This window comes from Chryseobacterium sp. S0630 (assembly GCF_024158915.1).
In the GTDB taxonomy this organism is placed as follows: Bacteria; Bacteroidota; Bacteroidia; order Flavobacteriales; family Weeksellaceae; genus Chryseobacterium.
Genome location: NZ_JAMZGF010000010.1, coordinates 42,478 through 57,338 on the forward strand (window position 1 = coordinate 42,478; position 14,861 = coordinate 57,338).

The window sequence follows — 14,861 nt, forward strand, 5'->3', positions numbered from 1 at the left end:
TAGGTAAAAGGAGTTCCTATACCCTTCACTTTTAATGAATCTACTCCTCACTTATTTTTTAAAATTAAAACAATGAAAACACTACAATTATTCAATGCTGTACTGGCCAGAAAATCTGATGAAAAGCCATTTATTTCTAATGATGGATTCATCATTGAACCAGATGCTTTATGGGCAAAAAATGAAATCATTTCTTTTTATGCAAAAGAAAAACTGAATGGTAATGATTTGAATAAAACCTTTCATAAATCCTGGGAGAAAATAAAGAATACTTCCAGAATTGACTTATTTTTTGAACAGATCACTCATTATATTTCAACCTATGGAAGCGATTTTCAAAATGAAATCTATATTCCCAATGAAATCTTGAATGTTCCTGATATGAAGCTGGTTTTTAAAGTTATCAAAGCCTACTCTGTGGAAGAAATGCAGGAAAAATGTCTTGCTCTTTTAAGATCAGGTATTGCTTTAAAAGAAGAAACCATTGATGATTTGCTTTCTATTTTACATACGGAGCTGGAATATGATTTTACCGGAAAAGAAAACATCAGAAATAAAGAAGCGGTTATAAAAATTGCTGACCTTTATAATATCTATCCTGAAAATCCGGTTGAGTTTTTCCGTTATGTTATTTATAAAACAACCAATACAACGCTTTTAATCAAAAACGATGATTTGATTGATTTAATCAAGCAGAGTAATTTCAATCCGACATCCTTATTTGAAAGCTTTGGAATGGAAAAAATGGCGGAAATTTTCAACAGATTTAAACCATTATTTCTGGCTTATAAAAACAGAGCACCAAAACCGATTAACAAAATATCAAAATTATCTAAGACTCATCATAAGCCACTGATTTCAAACCCTTTGAATGACGCTACAAATACTCTATTGGAAAACAGCGATTGGCACTGGCTGGAAAACGCGACACCGTTTGCGTTATTCAAAGCATTGTCAGCATGTTACTCCAGGATGTATGGCCAGGATACCTTTGTCTACAGAGTCCGAAACGGAAAATCATGGACTAAAAAAGGTAAGGAAACTTACGTGAATCAGTTCAATTATGATTTCATTCTTGACTTTTTGAAACTGAAGTATGAAAACCTATCCGGAAAGAAGTTCTATTTCCCTGAGAATATAGAATTTGCGTTACCAACTTCTGAAAAGATGTTTGTTGGAAACATTCCTACCGGAACCCGTTTTTATGCTGAAAGACTGGCTGTAGGTATTTATTGGGAAGACCAATGGGGTGCTAATGACCTTGACCTTTCAGGATTGAATATCGCTGGAAAAATTGGTTGGAATGCCGCTTATAATCATGGTAACGGACAATTGATGTACTCCGGAGATATGACGTCTGCTCCCAACGGTGCGGTGGAATATCTTTATGCCAATAAAGGTCTTTGTGAACCAACACTTGTCATGAACAACGTTTTCAGTGGAGATGCCAACTGTGGATATAAAATTGTGATCGGAAAAGGAGATGATATTTCCTACGATTATATGATGAATCCTAATCATCTCTTTGCTGAGGCCAGATGTAATTCTGTTCAGAAGCAAATGATTCTGGGAATGCTGGTGACAAAGAACGAAAAGCAATGTTTCGTACTGTTGAATTTCGGAGCAGGACATTCACATGTTTCAGGAAATAGCCAGGTTTCCATGATGGCTACAACGGCATTGTATCAGCAATGGTATGAAGCGATGCCTTTCAATGAGCTTATCAAAGAACTTGGAGGTGAGATTACCACAGAAAAAGCGGAAGCTGATTTTGATTTCTCACTGGAAAGCCTGGAAAAAGACAGTTTTATCAGAATTTTTAAATAAATTCCATGACGTCATCTGATGGTATCAGGTGGCGTTTTTTTGTGGAATGTTATAGGAAAAATGTTGGATAACCACCCCGTCAAAAATTCTTTGAATTTTCGCCACCCCTCCGAGAGAGGGGAATTTTTACATCTTCAGTTGGGAGGTTGGTCAGGATTGTACTGTTTCTGTATGTTTTTTTACGGGATTGGGGCTGGATTCCTACGGAATGCCAAACTGTGTGGATAGACCGTCATTGTAATTGTTTTATTCCGTAGGAATCAAGCCTACAAAGTGTAATCTTTAACAAACGGACTAAAGTCCGTTCCTATTGAATAAAACTTTTACCGTAATTATACATTCACCTTCTTCACTGAAAAAACTCCTTCATTCACTTGAATAATCACTTTCCTTCCATAATCAATCTGAATACTGAACATATTCTCCAATGGAAACTGAAGCACCGTCTGAAGGATCAGACGAATGACTCCGGCATGAGTGATAAGAAGTACTTTATTTATGTCTTTTTTCTGAATCAATTCTTGCCAAAAGCTGAGAACGCGGGTTTGCATTTCTAGAAGACTTTCACCGCCTGAGGTTTTTACACTCACAAAATCCTGATACCAAGGATTGATTTCGTCTTCAGGAATATCTGTCCATTTTTTCATTTCCCAGTTCCCGAAATTCATTTCGCGAAGTCTTTCGTCTGTCTGATAATCAAACTTAAAAAAATCAGCTAAAAGACGGCAGCGTTGGGAAGGACTTGAAATAATTATATCATAACCCCTGTCTATCTCCAACGTTTTAAAATCTTCAGTGAAATCTTTACGTAAAGGCATTTCAGCAAAACCATAACACCGATTTTCCGGATTGTCTACAGCGGTATGACGGATTACATGAATTTCCATACGATAATTGTTCCTAAATAAAATAAAACTTCACAAACCTGCTGTACCGATCCCAAACAGTCACCTGTATAACCCCCAATATGTTTTTTAAAATACCAACCCATATACATCTTTCCCACATACGCGAGAGCAAAAGCAAAAATCAAATACCAGTCCTGAACCAGAGCAAATACAATTAAAACACTGACAAATCCTACCAGCAAAGCCATCTTATCCAAGGGTTTATTCGCTAAAGGTTTTGATTTACTGACATCAATATCAGTCACATACTCATGAGTATAGATCATTGTTCCCGCAATAAAACGGCTTACCGTATGTCCTAAAATGACAATGAGTAAAACTCCCACCGGATTACTCATTCCAAGGGCCTGAATACTATAAAATTTTAAAGCAAACAGCAAAATGATCCCTATTGTACCATATGCTCCTACCCGACTGTCTTTCATAATCGTCAGTATTTTTTCTTTTCCATATCCGCCTCCGAAACTGTCACACATATCTGTAAAGCCATCTTCATGAAAAGCTCCTGTCAGTAAAACATTGGAAATCATCATTAAAACAATCCCGATTTCAAGATTAAAAAGCAGTGTAGAAAGATAAAGAACCAAAGCGTTGATGAACCCAACGATCAAGCCTACCCAGGCAAAATATTTCTGAGATTTATTCATAATCTCACTGGAGTACGGAATGGTAAACGGAACCGGAATTCTTGTGAAAAACATGAGTGCCGTAGCAAAGTAAATCAGTTCATTTTTGAGGACTTTCATCTGTTATTTTTTAATATAAAAACTGGATTAATCAATTCCCGTAAAATTAGGAAAGCTTTTAACAATGATAAAGAGATCAATTAAAAAAATAAGAAACATGAATCTTATCACCTGAAATTTGTCCTTTTTATCTCTGAAGTATTTTTAGTTTTGCACCATAATAACCATGAAAAAAGAACAAATGAAAAAAGCGTATTTCGTTGGATTATGTCTTATATCCATCGTAAGCTGTTCGGCTCCCGGTGATGAGCTGGACAACGTAAATGAAGCCCAAGCCTTAAATGCATCCGGCAATAACATGATGGCGAAAGGAGGCTTCAGAGACACTCCTGATACACCAACTCCTCCTCCTGCAGGAATCTGGTCCAAATCTTTTTACTTAACCAATCCTATTTACGGATTTTACAGTGATCTGACCAAAAAATATCTGTATAATACTTCTCCTTTACCCTCCGAACTTCCTAAATCCTATCCTGGATTAAGCTATTATTTTCAGGAGAGATTATTAGGTTCTGCAGATGGGCCGGGGCCGGTCATTACAAGATGGTTTCATACAGGAAGTAATGATCTGGTATTAACGACTAATCCTAATGAGCTAGTAGGACAAAGCTACTGGGAAAAAAGAGATCTCGGCACCAGCTACAACGGTGATGAGCCGGGAAGTTTTCCGATTTACAGGTATTTTAATTCTGATAAAAAAACTCACTTCTACACCAGAGATAAAAATGAATTGGGAGATGGAAAAAATGGATTTGTTTACGAAGGTGTTGCTTTCTACTTAAAAGATTCTGAACCTAAAGCATACCGTGTTCGTGACGGGCAGTTTTTCCAGGATAATGCTACAGGAAATTTGTATATTGTATTTGAAAGTACGCTGAGACGTATCGAATCCTTTGCAGTGATCAATAATCTGTTTGCTGTACAGGGTAAAGCCTATTTGTTATTTAAAGTAAATATAGAAGATTATACAGGAGAAAGAGGACCTGATATCACTGCAGGAACCCAACTGGTACGAAACACCAATACCGGAAAACTATATTTGGTAGATGATGGTTTATACAGATATTTTCCTACCATGTTTGTATTTAATGCATATAAATTCAATGAAGGTGCTATTCAAAATAAACCTGTAAGAATGATGTTTACAGGTAAAGATGTTGCACATACTTACTAATTGTCATTAATTTAAGATAAAAGGGGCTTCATTGCCCCTTTATTATTTTATAAAACTAAGATGATTTATTGGAAATATGAGCATCTTCAAAGCTTGACATTTCATTCAGGAAATTAACCGCACTCTGAATGATCGGATAAGCCAATGCACAGCCTGTTCCTTCTCCGAGACGTAAATTCAGATTGAGAATGGCTTGCTCCCGCATCAGTCCCAACAGCTGAGGATGGGCATTTTCATTGCTTACATGACAGAAAATACAATTGTTCAACACTTCAGGATTCTTTTTCCAGACCGTGGCTACAGCAACCGTTGCAATAAATCCGTCTACCATGATCAGCATATTGTGATGATAAGCTTCTTCTATCGCTCCAATCATTTGGGCAATTTCTAATCCACCAAATGTTTGGGCAATTTCATCTTCGGTCATTTCAGCCGGATATTTTTCAATAGCTTCTTTTAAAATACTGACCTTATTGTCCAACTGATGATCATTAAGTCCCGTTCCACGTCCGATACAATTGACAATCGGAATGTCAAAGAGCTTGCTCATCATCAAAGAAGAAGCAGAAGTATTCCCGATTCCCATTTCACCGAAACCAATGATGTTACAGCTTTTTTTCGCAATATCATTCACCACAGCTTTTCCATTTTTAAGCGCCTGCTGATATTCTTCAGGAGTCATGGCAGGTTCTTCCAGAATATTACGGCTGGATTTTCTGACTTTTTTATCCACCAGATCCAATCCTTCCGGAAAATCGAAACTGACACCGGCATCCACAATTTTGATTTTAATATCATTCTGCCTGCAAAAAACATTAATGGCTGCGCCTCCACCAAGGAAATTCATCACCATCTGATAGGTTACTTCCTGTGGATAGGCACTTACTCCCGCTGCAGCAATCCCGTGATCGGCCGCAAAAACCACCATATGAGGATTTGTTAACTGTGGTGAAGTGGTTTTCTGAACCATTCCGATTTTGTGGGCAATATGCTCAAGATGTCCTAATGCACCTAATGGTTTTGTTTTAAAATCAATTTTATGTTGTAATTCTGATGATAACATGGATGTTTATAGTTATGTTAAATGGAAAAATGCAATATTAGTAAAATTCAATGAGTCTTTTTCTTTTGTCTTGATACAAAAGAAATAAAAGGTCAAGACTTTGAAAATTGAGCTAAAAATAAAATGTGTTCTCTAAAAATTCTAAACTCGTGCGAATTCATTATTACTTTTTTGTATCAATATATTCGTCGCACTCAGACAGGAGAATTTTCTTAACGTTCACAAAATTTATTTTTTTTACGCTCAATTTTCAAAAGTCAAAAAAATTTTAGCCCGCAATATTCACTTACTCACAAACCTGAACCCTGAAACTCTCAAACTCTCCCACACTCAAACCCTAGACCCCATCCCCACGAAACCCGGATCTCGAAACAAAAACAACGTAAGAACATTGCGCACTTCATCTTTTACTTTGCACTATCAATACAAAACAATGACACCAAAAATACTTGAAAAAATAAAAGAAGTTGAGGCTGCAAAAGGTGTAGAAATCCTTCTTGCCGTAGAATCAGGGAGCAGAGCCTGGGGTTTTGCGTCTCCTGACAGTGATTATGATATACGTTTTATATACCGCCATGACAAAGACTGGTATCTTTCTCCCTGGGATAAGGATGAAACGATAGAATTTATGACAGAAGATGATCTGGACGGTTCCGGCTGGGATTTGAGAAAGACCTTTCACCTTTTATTGAAGTCGAATGCAGCTTTGCTGAGCTGGTTCTATTCTCCTATCGTGTATAAAGCGGATGAAAGGTTTGTAAAACTCTTTAAACCTTTGGCTGATGCCTGCTTTTCTCCGGTTGCGGTTTCTTATCATTATCTGAGCATGAGTAAGAAATATCTGGAAGCCTGCAGAAGTGATGAAGTAAAATTAAAAAGTTATTTTTATTGCTTACGAACCACTCTCACCGGAAAGTGGATCATAGAGAAAGAAACAGTTCCACCTGTTTTGTTCAGTGATCTGCTTGTTTTAACAGATGATGAGACCAGACGAAAAATAGAAAACCTCGTTGCCTTGAAAGCCACCAAAGGAGAATCTTACTACCATCCGAACGATTGGGAATTGTTTGATTTTCTGGAAAAAACGATAGCAGATAATGAAAAGAAATCGAAAGGTTTATCAGGAGGAAAGGCGGATAAAGGTGAGATGGAGAGGGTTTTTAGGAAAATCTTAAAATAGAAAATAATATAAAAGCTTATTTTGCATAAAATTAAAAAATACAGATGAAAAATATAATCGCTCTGTCTCCCATGTATACAGAAGACAGCAACAATCTAAAGAAAGCATCGCTCAGTTCTCCTTACGAGCTAAACCGCTTCAATGCAAAATGGAATGTTCCGGAAGAAGTTCGTGCAGATGTAGTAGCGGTATATGGTGAAGATATTTATGCAGAAATTGTTGCAGAACAGTGTAATCTAACATTAACAAAACCTAATAACAACTGGTTATCAAGCATTTCAGACGAATTTACAAAGCGGAAAATTGCTTATGGAAAGCTGAAAGATTTTGTACATAAAGAAAATATTTTCATTAAATGTTCGGATTTTAAAAGCTTTAAAGCAGGAGTTTTCGATAAAGTTACAAATATCAAAGGCTTTGAAACACTTGATCCGGAAAGCATGGTTTTCACTTCAGAAGTTGTGGAATGGGAACTGGAAGTGAGATGTTTTGTTTTTAATAATGAAATTAAAACATATTCTTCCTATTGGCGAAATGATACTTTTGATACCACCGAGCTTTCTGAGAAAGAAAAAAAAGAGATGTTTACTTTCTTTGAATCTTTTATACAAAAGTATTCCTCTACTCTTCCTGTTGCCATTGTACTGGATTTTGGGATCATCAAGGAGAAAGGCTGGGCTTTAATTGAAGCAAATCCTGCATGGTGTTCTGGATTGTACGCTTGTGATGCGGAAAAAGCTTTGGAAGTGATTGTAAACAGTTGTATTAAAAATTAGATCTCAAAAATACATATATATTGATTTTATAAATGACCATCCAAGACCTAAAAAATAAAAACCTCCTCCTCTTCGAAGCCATTTCCGGAAGTAGAGCTTTTGGGCTGGAAACGGCAAATTCTGATACGGATATCCGCGGGGTGTATTATCTGCCGAAGGAAGATTTCTTTGGACTGAACTATATTCCGCAGATTTCCAATGAAACGAATGATATCACCTATTATGAAATCGGGAGATTTGTAGAACTGCTTCAGAAAAACAATCCTAATATTCTGGAAATTCTGGCAAGTCCGGAAGATTGTATTCAGTACAAGCATCCGTTGATGGATTTATTGAAAACAGAAGATTTCCTATCAAAATTGTGCAAAGATACTTTTGCAGGGTATGCTGTTTCACAGATCAAAAAGGCAAAAGGTCTCAATAAAAAGATTGTAAATCCGATTGATAAAGAAAAAAAATCGATCCTGGATTTCTGTTTTATCCTTGATGGACAAGGTTCTGTACTGTTAAAAAAATGGCTGCATGAATTCTCTGCATCCGCAGGACGGCATAGTCTCTCACAGGAAAATTGCGGATTGATAAACATTGAACATACCAAAGGAATGTATGCACTATTTTATGACGAATCGGGGACATTGGGATATAAAGGAATTATTCAGAATGAAGAAGCCAATCAGGTTTCTGTATCCTCCGTTCCTAAAGATGAAAAACCGGTGGCTTACCTGTTTTGCAATCTTGATGCTTACTCTGTGTATTGCAAAGACTACAGGGAATATTGGAAATGGGTTGCTGAGCGCAATGAAGACCGTTACAATGTCAATCAAACCCACGGGCAGAATTACGACAGTAAGAATATGATGCACACCATCCGACTGCTTCAGTCCTGCAAACAGATTTTTAAAAACAATTCATTGAAAATCCGTGTAGAAAACCGTGATGAACTCTTAGATATCAAAGCAGGAAACCAGTCTTATGAAAGTGTGATGGAAAAGGCAGAAAACTTGATACAATCAATAGAAAATCATTATTCCACTTCCACTCTACCCGACGCTCCGGATCTGAACAAAACCACAAAAATCTTAGTTCAAATCAGAGAAAAACTGTACAATAATGATGAATTATAAATGATGAGCTATGAATGGTGGGACTGTTGAAATCCAGCGCTCCCACTCTCAAACTCACCCACCCTAAAACACTCTCCAAAACCCGAATCCCGAAACTCGCACCCACACACTCACTTACCCTCAAACGCTCCCACTCTCAAACTCTCCAACCTCGTCCCCAAAAATCCCGCAACTCTCATCCACACACTCAAACCCCGAAACTCGCACCTCGTACCCCGCAACTCTCCACCACACTCACTTACCCTCAAACTCTCCCACTCTCAAACCCTCAAACCCAAAACTCACTTCTTCGCCGCCTTCGCCATCGGATTATAATCAAGACATATTTTAATCCAATACTCAAAATCATCAGGTTTTTGAAAACCGATCGGTTCTACATAGCAATAGCCATTTAACTGTTTTCCTTTCATAATCATTGGAAGAAAGCCTTTCTTCTCGGAAACCTCATCTTCCAGTTCGGGATTGTAGCGGCACATCAGATTATCATGACTGATGTTGATGCACATCTTTCCGTTCACAAGAAAAGACAGCCCGCTGAACATTTTCTTTTCCTCGATCTCTATATTATTTTCCATAGAAAGCCGTTCACGTACGCGGTCGGCAAGTTCTGTACTGTAAGCCATGATTTCATTTTTTTTTGATCTATCTCTTTTAGTAATAATAGCTTCGACAGGCTCAGCCTGACAATGCTTAAAAATTGCGGTTGGTATTCCAGTTGTCACCCTGAGCCTGTCGAAGGGCATCAATAAGAAAACCTCTGTTAATCATTAAGCTCGAGAATTAATTAAAGGGATAAGTTGATCAACTTTTTTGTTATTAAAATTAATAAAAAACCGTGATTAATGCGTTATTTTATGAGTTTGACTGAAGAATTCAAAATCCAATAAATAAAATTTTATTTAAATAAATTATTGTTTTACGATAATTAATTATACATTTGCAATATCAATTAAAGTTCGTACCATGAACCAGACCAAAATTATTGCAAGAATTTTATTTTATCTCTGTGCCTTACTTTCGGCCGGATATTTAATCACTTTTGGATATTCCTTATTCTGTCTGATCACAGGATTTTCGGTTACGCCTTATAAAGAAGGACAGTTCCTTCATGTCAATTATCCTTTTACAGAACAGCCGTTTCTGAATATCGAAAACAATTACCCTTATATGATCTTTTCCTTTATGTTGGTGCTTATCACTTATGGAATCTTTTTCTGGTTATCTGCCAGGGTTTTCAAAGTGTTTTTCCAGCAAAAACTGTTTACTCAGGAAAATATCATTCAACTTAAGAGATTTTACCTGTATAATATTTTCATTCCCCTTCCACTGGTTATTGTCGCGAGTTTCTTTGTGGAAGTAGAAAGTATGATATGGGGACTGGTGTTTATTCACTTTATGCTTGGAATTTTCTGTCTGTTTCTTGCGAATATCTTTAAGCAAGGACTACATTTGCAAAACGAACAAGACTTATTTATTTAGAATGCCAATTATAGTCAACTTAGATGTGATGCTTGCCAAACGAAAAATGCAGAGTAAAGAATTGGCAGAAAAACTGGGTATCACGCCCGTGAACCTCTCTATCCTTAAAACCGGCAAAGCCAAAGGTGTCCGCTTCGATACCCTTGAAGCCATCTGTAAAATCCTGGAATGCCAGCCGGGAGATATTCTTGAATTTAAAGAGTAATCGGGATCCGGTTTGAGAGTGAGAGTGTTTGAGTGTTTTAGAGTTTGAGCGTCGGAGGGTTGGAGAGTGAGAGCGTTTGAGCATGGTATGTGAAACTTCCACTTCTAACTTCTAACCTCTAGCTTCTAGCTTCTAGCCTCCTGCCTCTAGCTTCTAGCTTCCAGCTTCCAGCCACCAATTTCTAACTTCTAAATCAGCTGCCGAAAGGCCGCCTGTCCTTCTATTCCCCAAACACAACGTTATGAACACATTAACCATCAGCAATCTTAGCCTTACCTACAAGAATGGTTTCCAGGCTATTAAAAACATTTCACTGGACATCAACAACGGAATGTTTGGACTTCTTGGTCCGAACGGAGCCGGAAAATCTTCTTTGATGAAAACCATTGTAGGGCTTCAGAAACCCACCTCCGGAACACTATTTTTCAATGAAATAGACATTGTTAAAAATCCTGATTATATCCAACAGAATCTGGGATTTCTCCCACAGGATTTCGGAGTATACCCAAAAGTTTCAGCGTATGATCTATTGGAACATATTGCCGTATTGAAAGGGATTATCGACAAAAACGAACGTAAAAAACAAATTCTGAGTTTGCTGGAAAAAGTCAATCTTTCTGATTTTGCTAAAAAAGAAGTCCATACTTTTTCAGGAGGAATGAAGCAGCGGTTCGGTGTTGCCCAGGCCTTATTGGGAGATCCGAAGATCATCATTGTAGATGAACCTACTGCAGGATTAGATCCTGAGGAACGTAACCGTTTCAATACGCTGCTCAACGATATCAGCCAGGATGTGATCGTCATTCTGTCCACGCATCTCGTTGAAGATGTCAGAAATCTCTGCTCGGAAATGGCGGTGATGAACCATGGCCAAATTCTCAGAAAAGGAAATCCGGGAAAACTGATCGCAGAACTTGACAACAGAATCTGGTCAAAACCTATTCACAAAAGTGAACTGGAAAGTTATCATTCCAATTATGAAATCATCAGCAGACAGCTTTTGGAAAGAGAACTTCATATCACTGTATTTTCTGATGAATCTCCGAAAGACTTCAGCCCTGTAACCCCTTTGCTGGAGCACGTTTACTTCCACACACTCACCCAAAAACCTTAATCATGAATACGATATTTTTATTCGAAGCCAGACGCTCTTCCAAGCATTGGCTCACCTATCTTGTGGCCTTACTTTTAATTGGTCTCGGTATTTTTTGCGGCAGTCAGTTCAACCTTTCTGTAGGGGAAGGAATTTATTTAAACTCGCCTTACACCATCGGTTTTATGACCGGAATGCTGAGCCTAGCCGTGATTTTTTTCGCTACGGTTTATGCATTGCAACTGCTTTTTAAAGATCAGGATTCAAAATTTGACAGCATTCTTTTTTCATTTCCTTTTTCAAAATTCACTTACCTGAAAGGGAAATTCTGCACCTATTTTTTACAGACTTTTTTAAGCTTTTCATTTTTAATGACAGGATTTATCATAGGTCAGATGATGCGGACCGGAAGTGAAATGCAGGAAGGTTTTAACATTCTTCATTATATGTATCCTTTATTCATCTTCGGGTTTATCAATAGTCTGGTTGTCTGTAGTTTTCTGTTTCTCATAGCAGTTACGGTAAAGAGAAAATTACTGGTTGCAGTAGGTGGATTGCTTCTGTATGTTTTCTATATGATTATCCTGCTGTTTTCCAATTCACCATTTATGGCGGGAAGTCTGCCGCAGTCACTGGAAACGCAACAGTTTTCAGCTTTAATTGATCCTTTTGGATTATCTTCTTATTTTATGGAAGCTCGTGATCTTACGGCTCATCAGAAAAATATACAGATGGTTCCTTTTTCAGGATACCTTTTGTTTAACAGAATTTTATTCTTTTTTATATCTGTTGGAATTCTTCTGCTTTCACTCAAGCTATTTTCTTTCTCCAATACCTCTGGACAGAAAGTAAAAACATCAGGAAATACTCTTATATTTTCGGAAACAAATGAAGCAGAATACTCCACTGTTACACCCAACTTTAATGGATGGAGTTCTTTCCGGTCTGTACTTTCATTTGCCAAAACGGATCTTACCTATTTGTTTAAAAGTGTTGCTGTTCCGGCTGTTTCCATTCTGCTATTATTTTGCGTTGGGATGGAAATGTATGCCGAAATTGAAAAAGGAATCCGTCTTCCCCAAAAGTATGCAAGTTCAGGTCTTATGGCTACAACCATTTCAGAGAATTTTCACCTGCTCGGACTTCTTATTTCCGCTTATTTTTTAAACGATGTCTACTGGAGAAGTTCTTCATCAGGATTTTCTCTGATTGAAAACAGTACTTATTTATCAAAAAACCGGTTAACCGGACATTTTATTTCCATCAGTTTTCTGCTGTGCTTCTTTACAGGAATTTTAATTATTCAGGGGATTATTTTTCAAATGGCGTATCAATATTTTCATATAGACTGGAAGGCTTATCTCGGGATTTTTCTTTTCAATACTTTCCCATTGATGCTGTTTTCCGGATTAATTCTTTTAATTAATGACAGAATTCCCAACAAATTCATTGCTCTTGGAGTTTCCATCCTTGCCGTCTTTATATTATCTGGTCCGGTTTCAGGGAAACTGATCTCCTATCCTCTTTTCAGGATTTTTTCTGATTTTAAAGGTACATACAGCGATTTTAACGGCTATGGAATCTATGAAAAGGCTTTTGCTCAAAGACTATTATTCGGAACAGGGATTATCAGTATTTTATGGATACTCAACAGTATTATAAAAACTAAAAAAGCCTCTGTACTTGCATATGGTTTCAGTATCATTCTGCTCATCTCAGGAATCTTTGCCGGAGTATTGTTTATGAAAGGATATATTCCAAAAAATGAAGATCAGACTATTCTAAGTTCCGCAGCATATGAAAAAAACTATCGAAAGTATGAAAAACTTCCACAGCCTGACATCACTGATATTGCTACAGAAATTAAATTGTATCCTTCTAAAAACGCTTATCAGCTTGTTGGAAAATATACCCTTAAAAATCAAACCAATCATCCCATCAATAAGATTCTGATCAATTTTAATGAGGATTTAAAACTGGAATCTGCTGTATTAAAATGTGGTACTGAAATCTCAAAAATTAATAAACATGTTACAGAAGTTTCATTACAACAACCTCTTTTACCAGGTAAAATAGCTTCTCTTGATTTTAAAATCTCCTATCAATGGTTTGCAGTAAACGGTCACAAGTCTTTCAATGCCATTATTGAAGACGGATCTTTTATGAGGATCAGCAGATATTATCCTACCATCGGTTATCAAAAAGATGATGAAATTCAGGATGAAAAAGAGCGCAACCAATTCAAGCTTGGAAAACTCACTGAACCAAAGAAACCGGAAGCTCCCGAAGTTTCAAAAAGGGATTTTATCAATTTGAATATGATTATTTCCACTGAAAAAAGCCAGACTGCCATAGGAACAGGGGATCTTATCAAAAAATGGTCAGAATCAGGACGCAATTATTTCGAGTATAAAGCAGATCAGATTCCTTTCCGGTTTGCCGTTTCTTCAGCAGAATACGAGGTAAAAAATATGAATTATAAAGGAATTGACATCAATATTTTCTATCATCAGAAACACTTTGAAAATGTGAATCACCTCCTTGAAAACGCAAAGCTTACTTTAGATTACTGTCAGCAGAATTTTGGACAATATCCTTTTAAAAGCATCAATTTTGCAGAGATTTCTTCTTTTACCAAAGGTTTTGCAGCGACAGCCTATCCTTCTGCCGTCTTTATGCCGGAAGACATGATTTTTCACGCTAACATAGGTGCAGATAAGAAACAGGATGTCATCAATGAGCTTGCCGGTCATGAGCTTTCCCATCTGTGGTGGGGGAATAGTCAGATCAATCCCGATGACAGGGAAGGTTCTGTGATGCTTACCGAAACCCTCGCGATGTATACTGAAATGATGCTCTACAAAAAAATGCACGGCCAGGAAAAAATGATGGAAAGAATAAAAGTACATCAACAGATTTACGACAATGAAAAAGGTCTGTCTGAAAATGTCCCGATCTACAAAGCTACAGGAGATGTTCCCCATATTTCGTATTCCAAAGGAGCTGCGGCAATGGTACAATTGAGCAATGTATTAGGTGAAGAAAAAGTAAATATGGCATTGAAAAACTTTCTCAATAACAATCATTATCCAAAGAAACCCACTTCTCTGGATCTGATCAATGAGTTTTATAACGTTGCTCCGGATATTTCCACCAGAAAACAAATCGACAGATTATTTAAAACCATAGAAAATATAAGTTTTACTTCAGGTTCTAAAACTGCTTCTGCAAAGGCAAAACCCAAAGAACCTATCAACAGTTTTTAATTTTTTTGAAAATATTTTTT

13 protein-coding genes are annotated in these 14,861 nt (G+C 37.1%); 9 read left to right on the forward strand and 4 right to left on the reverse strand.

Features of this window, described 5'->3' with window-relative positions:
* Positions 1 to 72 precede the first annotated feature (72 nt).
* The gene (locus NK356_RS06800; RefSeq protein ID WP_034692262.1) at positions 73 to 1,827 is read left to right on the forward strand and encodes a hypothetical protein; all 1,755 of its coding nucleotides are present in this window, start codon (positions 73 to 75) and stop codon (positions 1,825 to 1,827) included.
* 332 nt (positions 1,828 to 2,159) lie between these two features.
* Here NK356_RS06800 and cobC read toward each other — a convergent pair whose 3' ends face one another.
* Entirely contained in the window at positions 2,160 to 2,714 is a 555-nt protein-coding gene (gene cobC / locus NK356_RS06805) for an alpha-ribazole phosphatase family protein (RefSeq protein WP_051934203.1), read from the reverse strand.
* The gene (locus NK356_RS06810; RefSeq protein ID WP_253316557.1) at positions 2,699 to 3,481 is read right to left on the reverse strand and encodes an adenosylcobinamide-GDP ribazoletransferase; all 783 of its coding nucleotides are present in this window, start codon (positions 3,479 to 3,481) and stop codon (positions 2,699 to 2,701) included. The genes cobC and NK356_RS06810 overlap by 16 nt, the downstream gene beginning before the upstream one ends.
* Before the next feature lie 166 nt (positions 3,482 to 3,647).
* Here NK356_RS06810 and NK356_RS06815 point away from each other — a divergent pair, with 166 nt between their 5' ends.
* A complete protein-coding gene (locus NK356_RS06815; RefSeq protein WP_034692259.1) occupies positions 3,648 to 4,655 on the forward strand; it encodes a hypothetical protein in 1,008 nt (335 codons plus the stop codon).
* 55 nt (positions 4,656 to 4,710) lie between these two features.
* On the opposite strand, the gene cobT is transcribed toward NK356_RS06815, so the two are convergent.
* Complete coding sequence (gene cobT / locus NK356_RS06820) at positions 4,711 to 5,718, reverse strand: nicotinate-nucleotide--dimethylbenzimidazole phosphoribosyltransferase (RefSeq protein WP_253316558.1); 1,008 nt, start codon at positions 5,716 to 5,718, stop codon at positions 4,711 to 4,713.
* Positions 5,719 to 6,151: 433 nt separating this feature from the next.
* On the opposite strand from cobT, the gene NK356_RS06825 reads away from it, so the two are divergent.
* The 3 genes from NK356_RS06825 to NK356_RS06835 are packed head-to-tail and all read left to right on the forward strand — an operon-like array spanning position 6,152 to position 8,798.
* On the forward strand, positions 6,152 to 6,898 hold the full coding sequence (locus tag NK356_RS06825; RefSeq protein ID WP_253316559.1) for a nucleotidyltransferase domain-containing protein: 747 nt from the start codon (positions 6,152 to 6,154) through the stop codon (positions 6,896 to 6,898).
* Positions 6,899 to 6,942: 44 nt separating this feature from the next.
* Positions 6,943 to 7,674, forward strand: a complete 732-nt coding sequence (locus tag NK356_RS06830) for an ATP-grasp domain-containing protein (RefSeq protein WP_253316560.1) — start codon at positions 6,943 to 6,945, stop codon at positions 7,672 to 7,674.
* A 32-nt stretch (positions 7,675 to 7,706) separates the two neighbouring features.
* On the forward strand, positions 7,707 to 8,798 hold the full coding sequence (locus tag NK356_RS06835; protein ID WP_253316561.1) for a nucleotidyltransferase domain-containing protein: 1,092 nt from the start codon (positions 7,707 to 7,709) through the stop codon (positions 8,796 to 8,798).
* Positions 8,799 to 9,079: 281 nt separating this feature from the next.
* On the opposite strand, the gene NK356_RS06840 is transcribed toward NK356_RS06835, so the two are convergent.
* A complete protein-coding gene (locus tag NK356_RS06840; protein ID WP_253316562.1) occupies positions 9,080 to 9,421 on the reverse strand; it encodes a TfoX/Sxy family protein in 342 nt (113 codons plus the stop codon).
* 340 nt (positions 9,422 to 9,761) lie between these two features.
* On the opposite strand from NK356_RS06840, the gene NK356_RS06845 reads away from it, so the two are divergent.
* The 4 genes from NK356_RS06845 to NK356_RS06860 all read left to right on the forward strand — a co-directional run bounded on the left by NK356_RS06845 (position 9,762) and on the right by NK356_RS06860 (position 14,841).
* Positions 9,762 to 10,277, forward strand: a complete 516-nt coding sequence (locus NK356_RS06845; protein WP_034692254.1) for a DUF2975 domain-containing protein — start codon at positions 9,762 to 9,764, stop codon at positions 10,275 to 10,277.
* Position 10,278: 1 nt separating this feature from the next.
* A complete protein-coding gene (locus NK356_RS06850) occupies positions 10,279 to 10,482 on the forward strand; it encodes a helix-turn-helix transcriptional regulator (RefSeq protein WP_002980904.1) in 204 nt (67 codons plus the stop codon).
* 241 nt (positions 10,483 to 10,723) lie between these two features.
* Positions 10,724 to 11,596: an ABC transporter ATP-binding protein gene (locus NK356_RS06855; RefSeq protein ID WP_253316563.1), complete on the forward strand. Its 873-nt coding sequence runs from the start codon at positions 10,724 to 10,726 to the stop codon at positions 11,594 to 11,596.
* 2 nt (positions 11,597 to 11,598) lie between these two features.
* Positions 11,599 to 14,841, forward strand: coding sequence for a M1 family aminopeptidase (locus tag NK356_RS06860; protein ID WP_034692252.1), 3,243 nt, complete (start codon positions 11,599 to 11,601; stop codon positions 14,839 to 14,841).
* Positions 14,842 to 14,861: the final 20 nt, after the last annotated feature.

Coding starts and splice junctions, on each gene's coding strand:
- NK356_RS06800 (WP_034692262.1), top strand. CDS start 73: ATGAAAACACTACAATTATTCAATGCTGTACTGGCCAGAAAATCTGAT.
- cobC (WP_051934203.1), bottom strand. CDS start 2,714: ATGGAAATTCATGTAATCCGTCATACCGCTGTAGACAATCCGGAAAAT.
- NK356_RS06810 (WP_253316557.1), bottom strand. CDS start 3,481: ATGAAAGTCCTCAAAAATGAACTGATTTACTTTGCTACGGCACTCATG.
- NK356_RS06815 (WP_034692259.1), top strand. CDS start 3,648: ATGAAAAAAGAACAAATGAAAAAAGCGTATTTCGTTGGATTATGTCTT.
- cobT (WP_253316558.1), bottom strand. CDS start 5,718: ATGTTATCATCAGAATTACAACATAAAATTGATTTTAAAACAAAACCA.
- NK356_RS06825 (WP_253316559.1), top strand. CDS start 6,152: ATGACACCAAAAATACTTGAAAAAATAAAAGAAGTTGAGGCTGCAAAA.
- NK356_RS06830 (WP_253316560.1), top strand. CDS start 6,943: ATGAAAAATATAATCGCTCTGTCTCCCATGTATACAGAAGACAGCAAC.
- NK356_RS06835 (WP_253316561.1), top strand. CDS start 7,707: ATGACCATCCAAGACCTAAAAAATAAAAACCTCCTCCTCTTCGAAGCC.
- NK356_RS06840 (WP_253316562.1), bottom strand. CDS start 9,421: ATGGCTTACAGTACAGAACTTGCCGACCGCGTACGTGAACGGCTTTCT.
- NK356_RS06845 (WP_034692254.1), top strand. CDS start 9,762: ATGAACCAGACCAAAATTATTGCAAGAATTTTATTTTATCTCTGTGCC.
- NK356_RS06850 (WP_002980904.1), top strand. CDS start 10,279: ATGCCAATTATAGTCAACTTAGATGTGATGCTTGCCAAACGAAAAATG.
- NK356_RS06855 (WP_253316563.1), top strand. CDS start 10,724: ATGAACACATTAACCATCAGCAATCTTAGCCTTACCTACAAGAATGGT.
- NK356_RS06860 (WP_034692252.1), top strand. CDS start 11,599: ATGAATACGATATTTTTATTCGAAGCCAGACGCTCTTCCAAGCATTGG.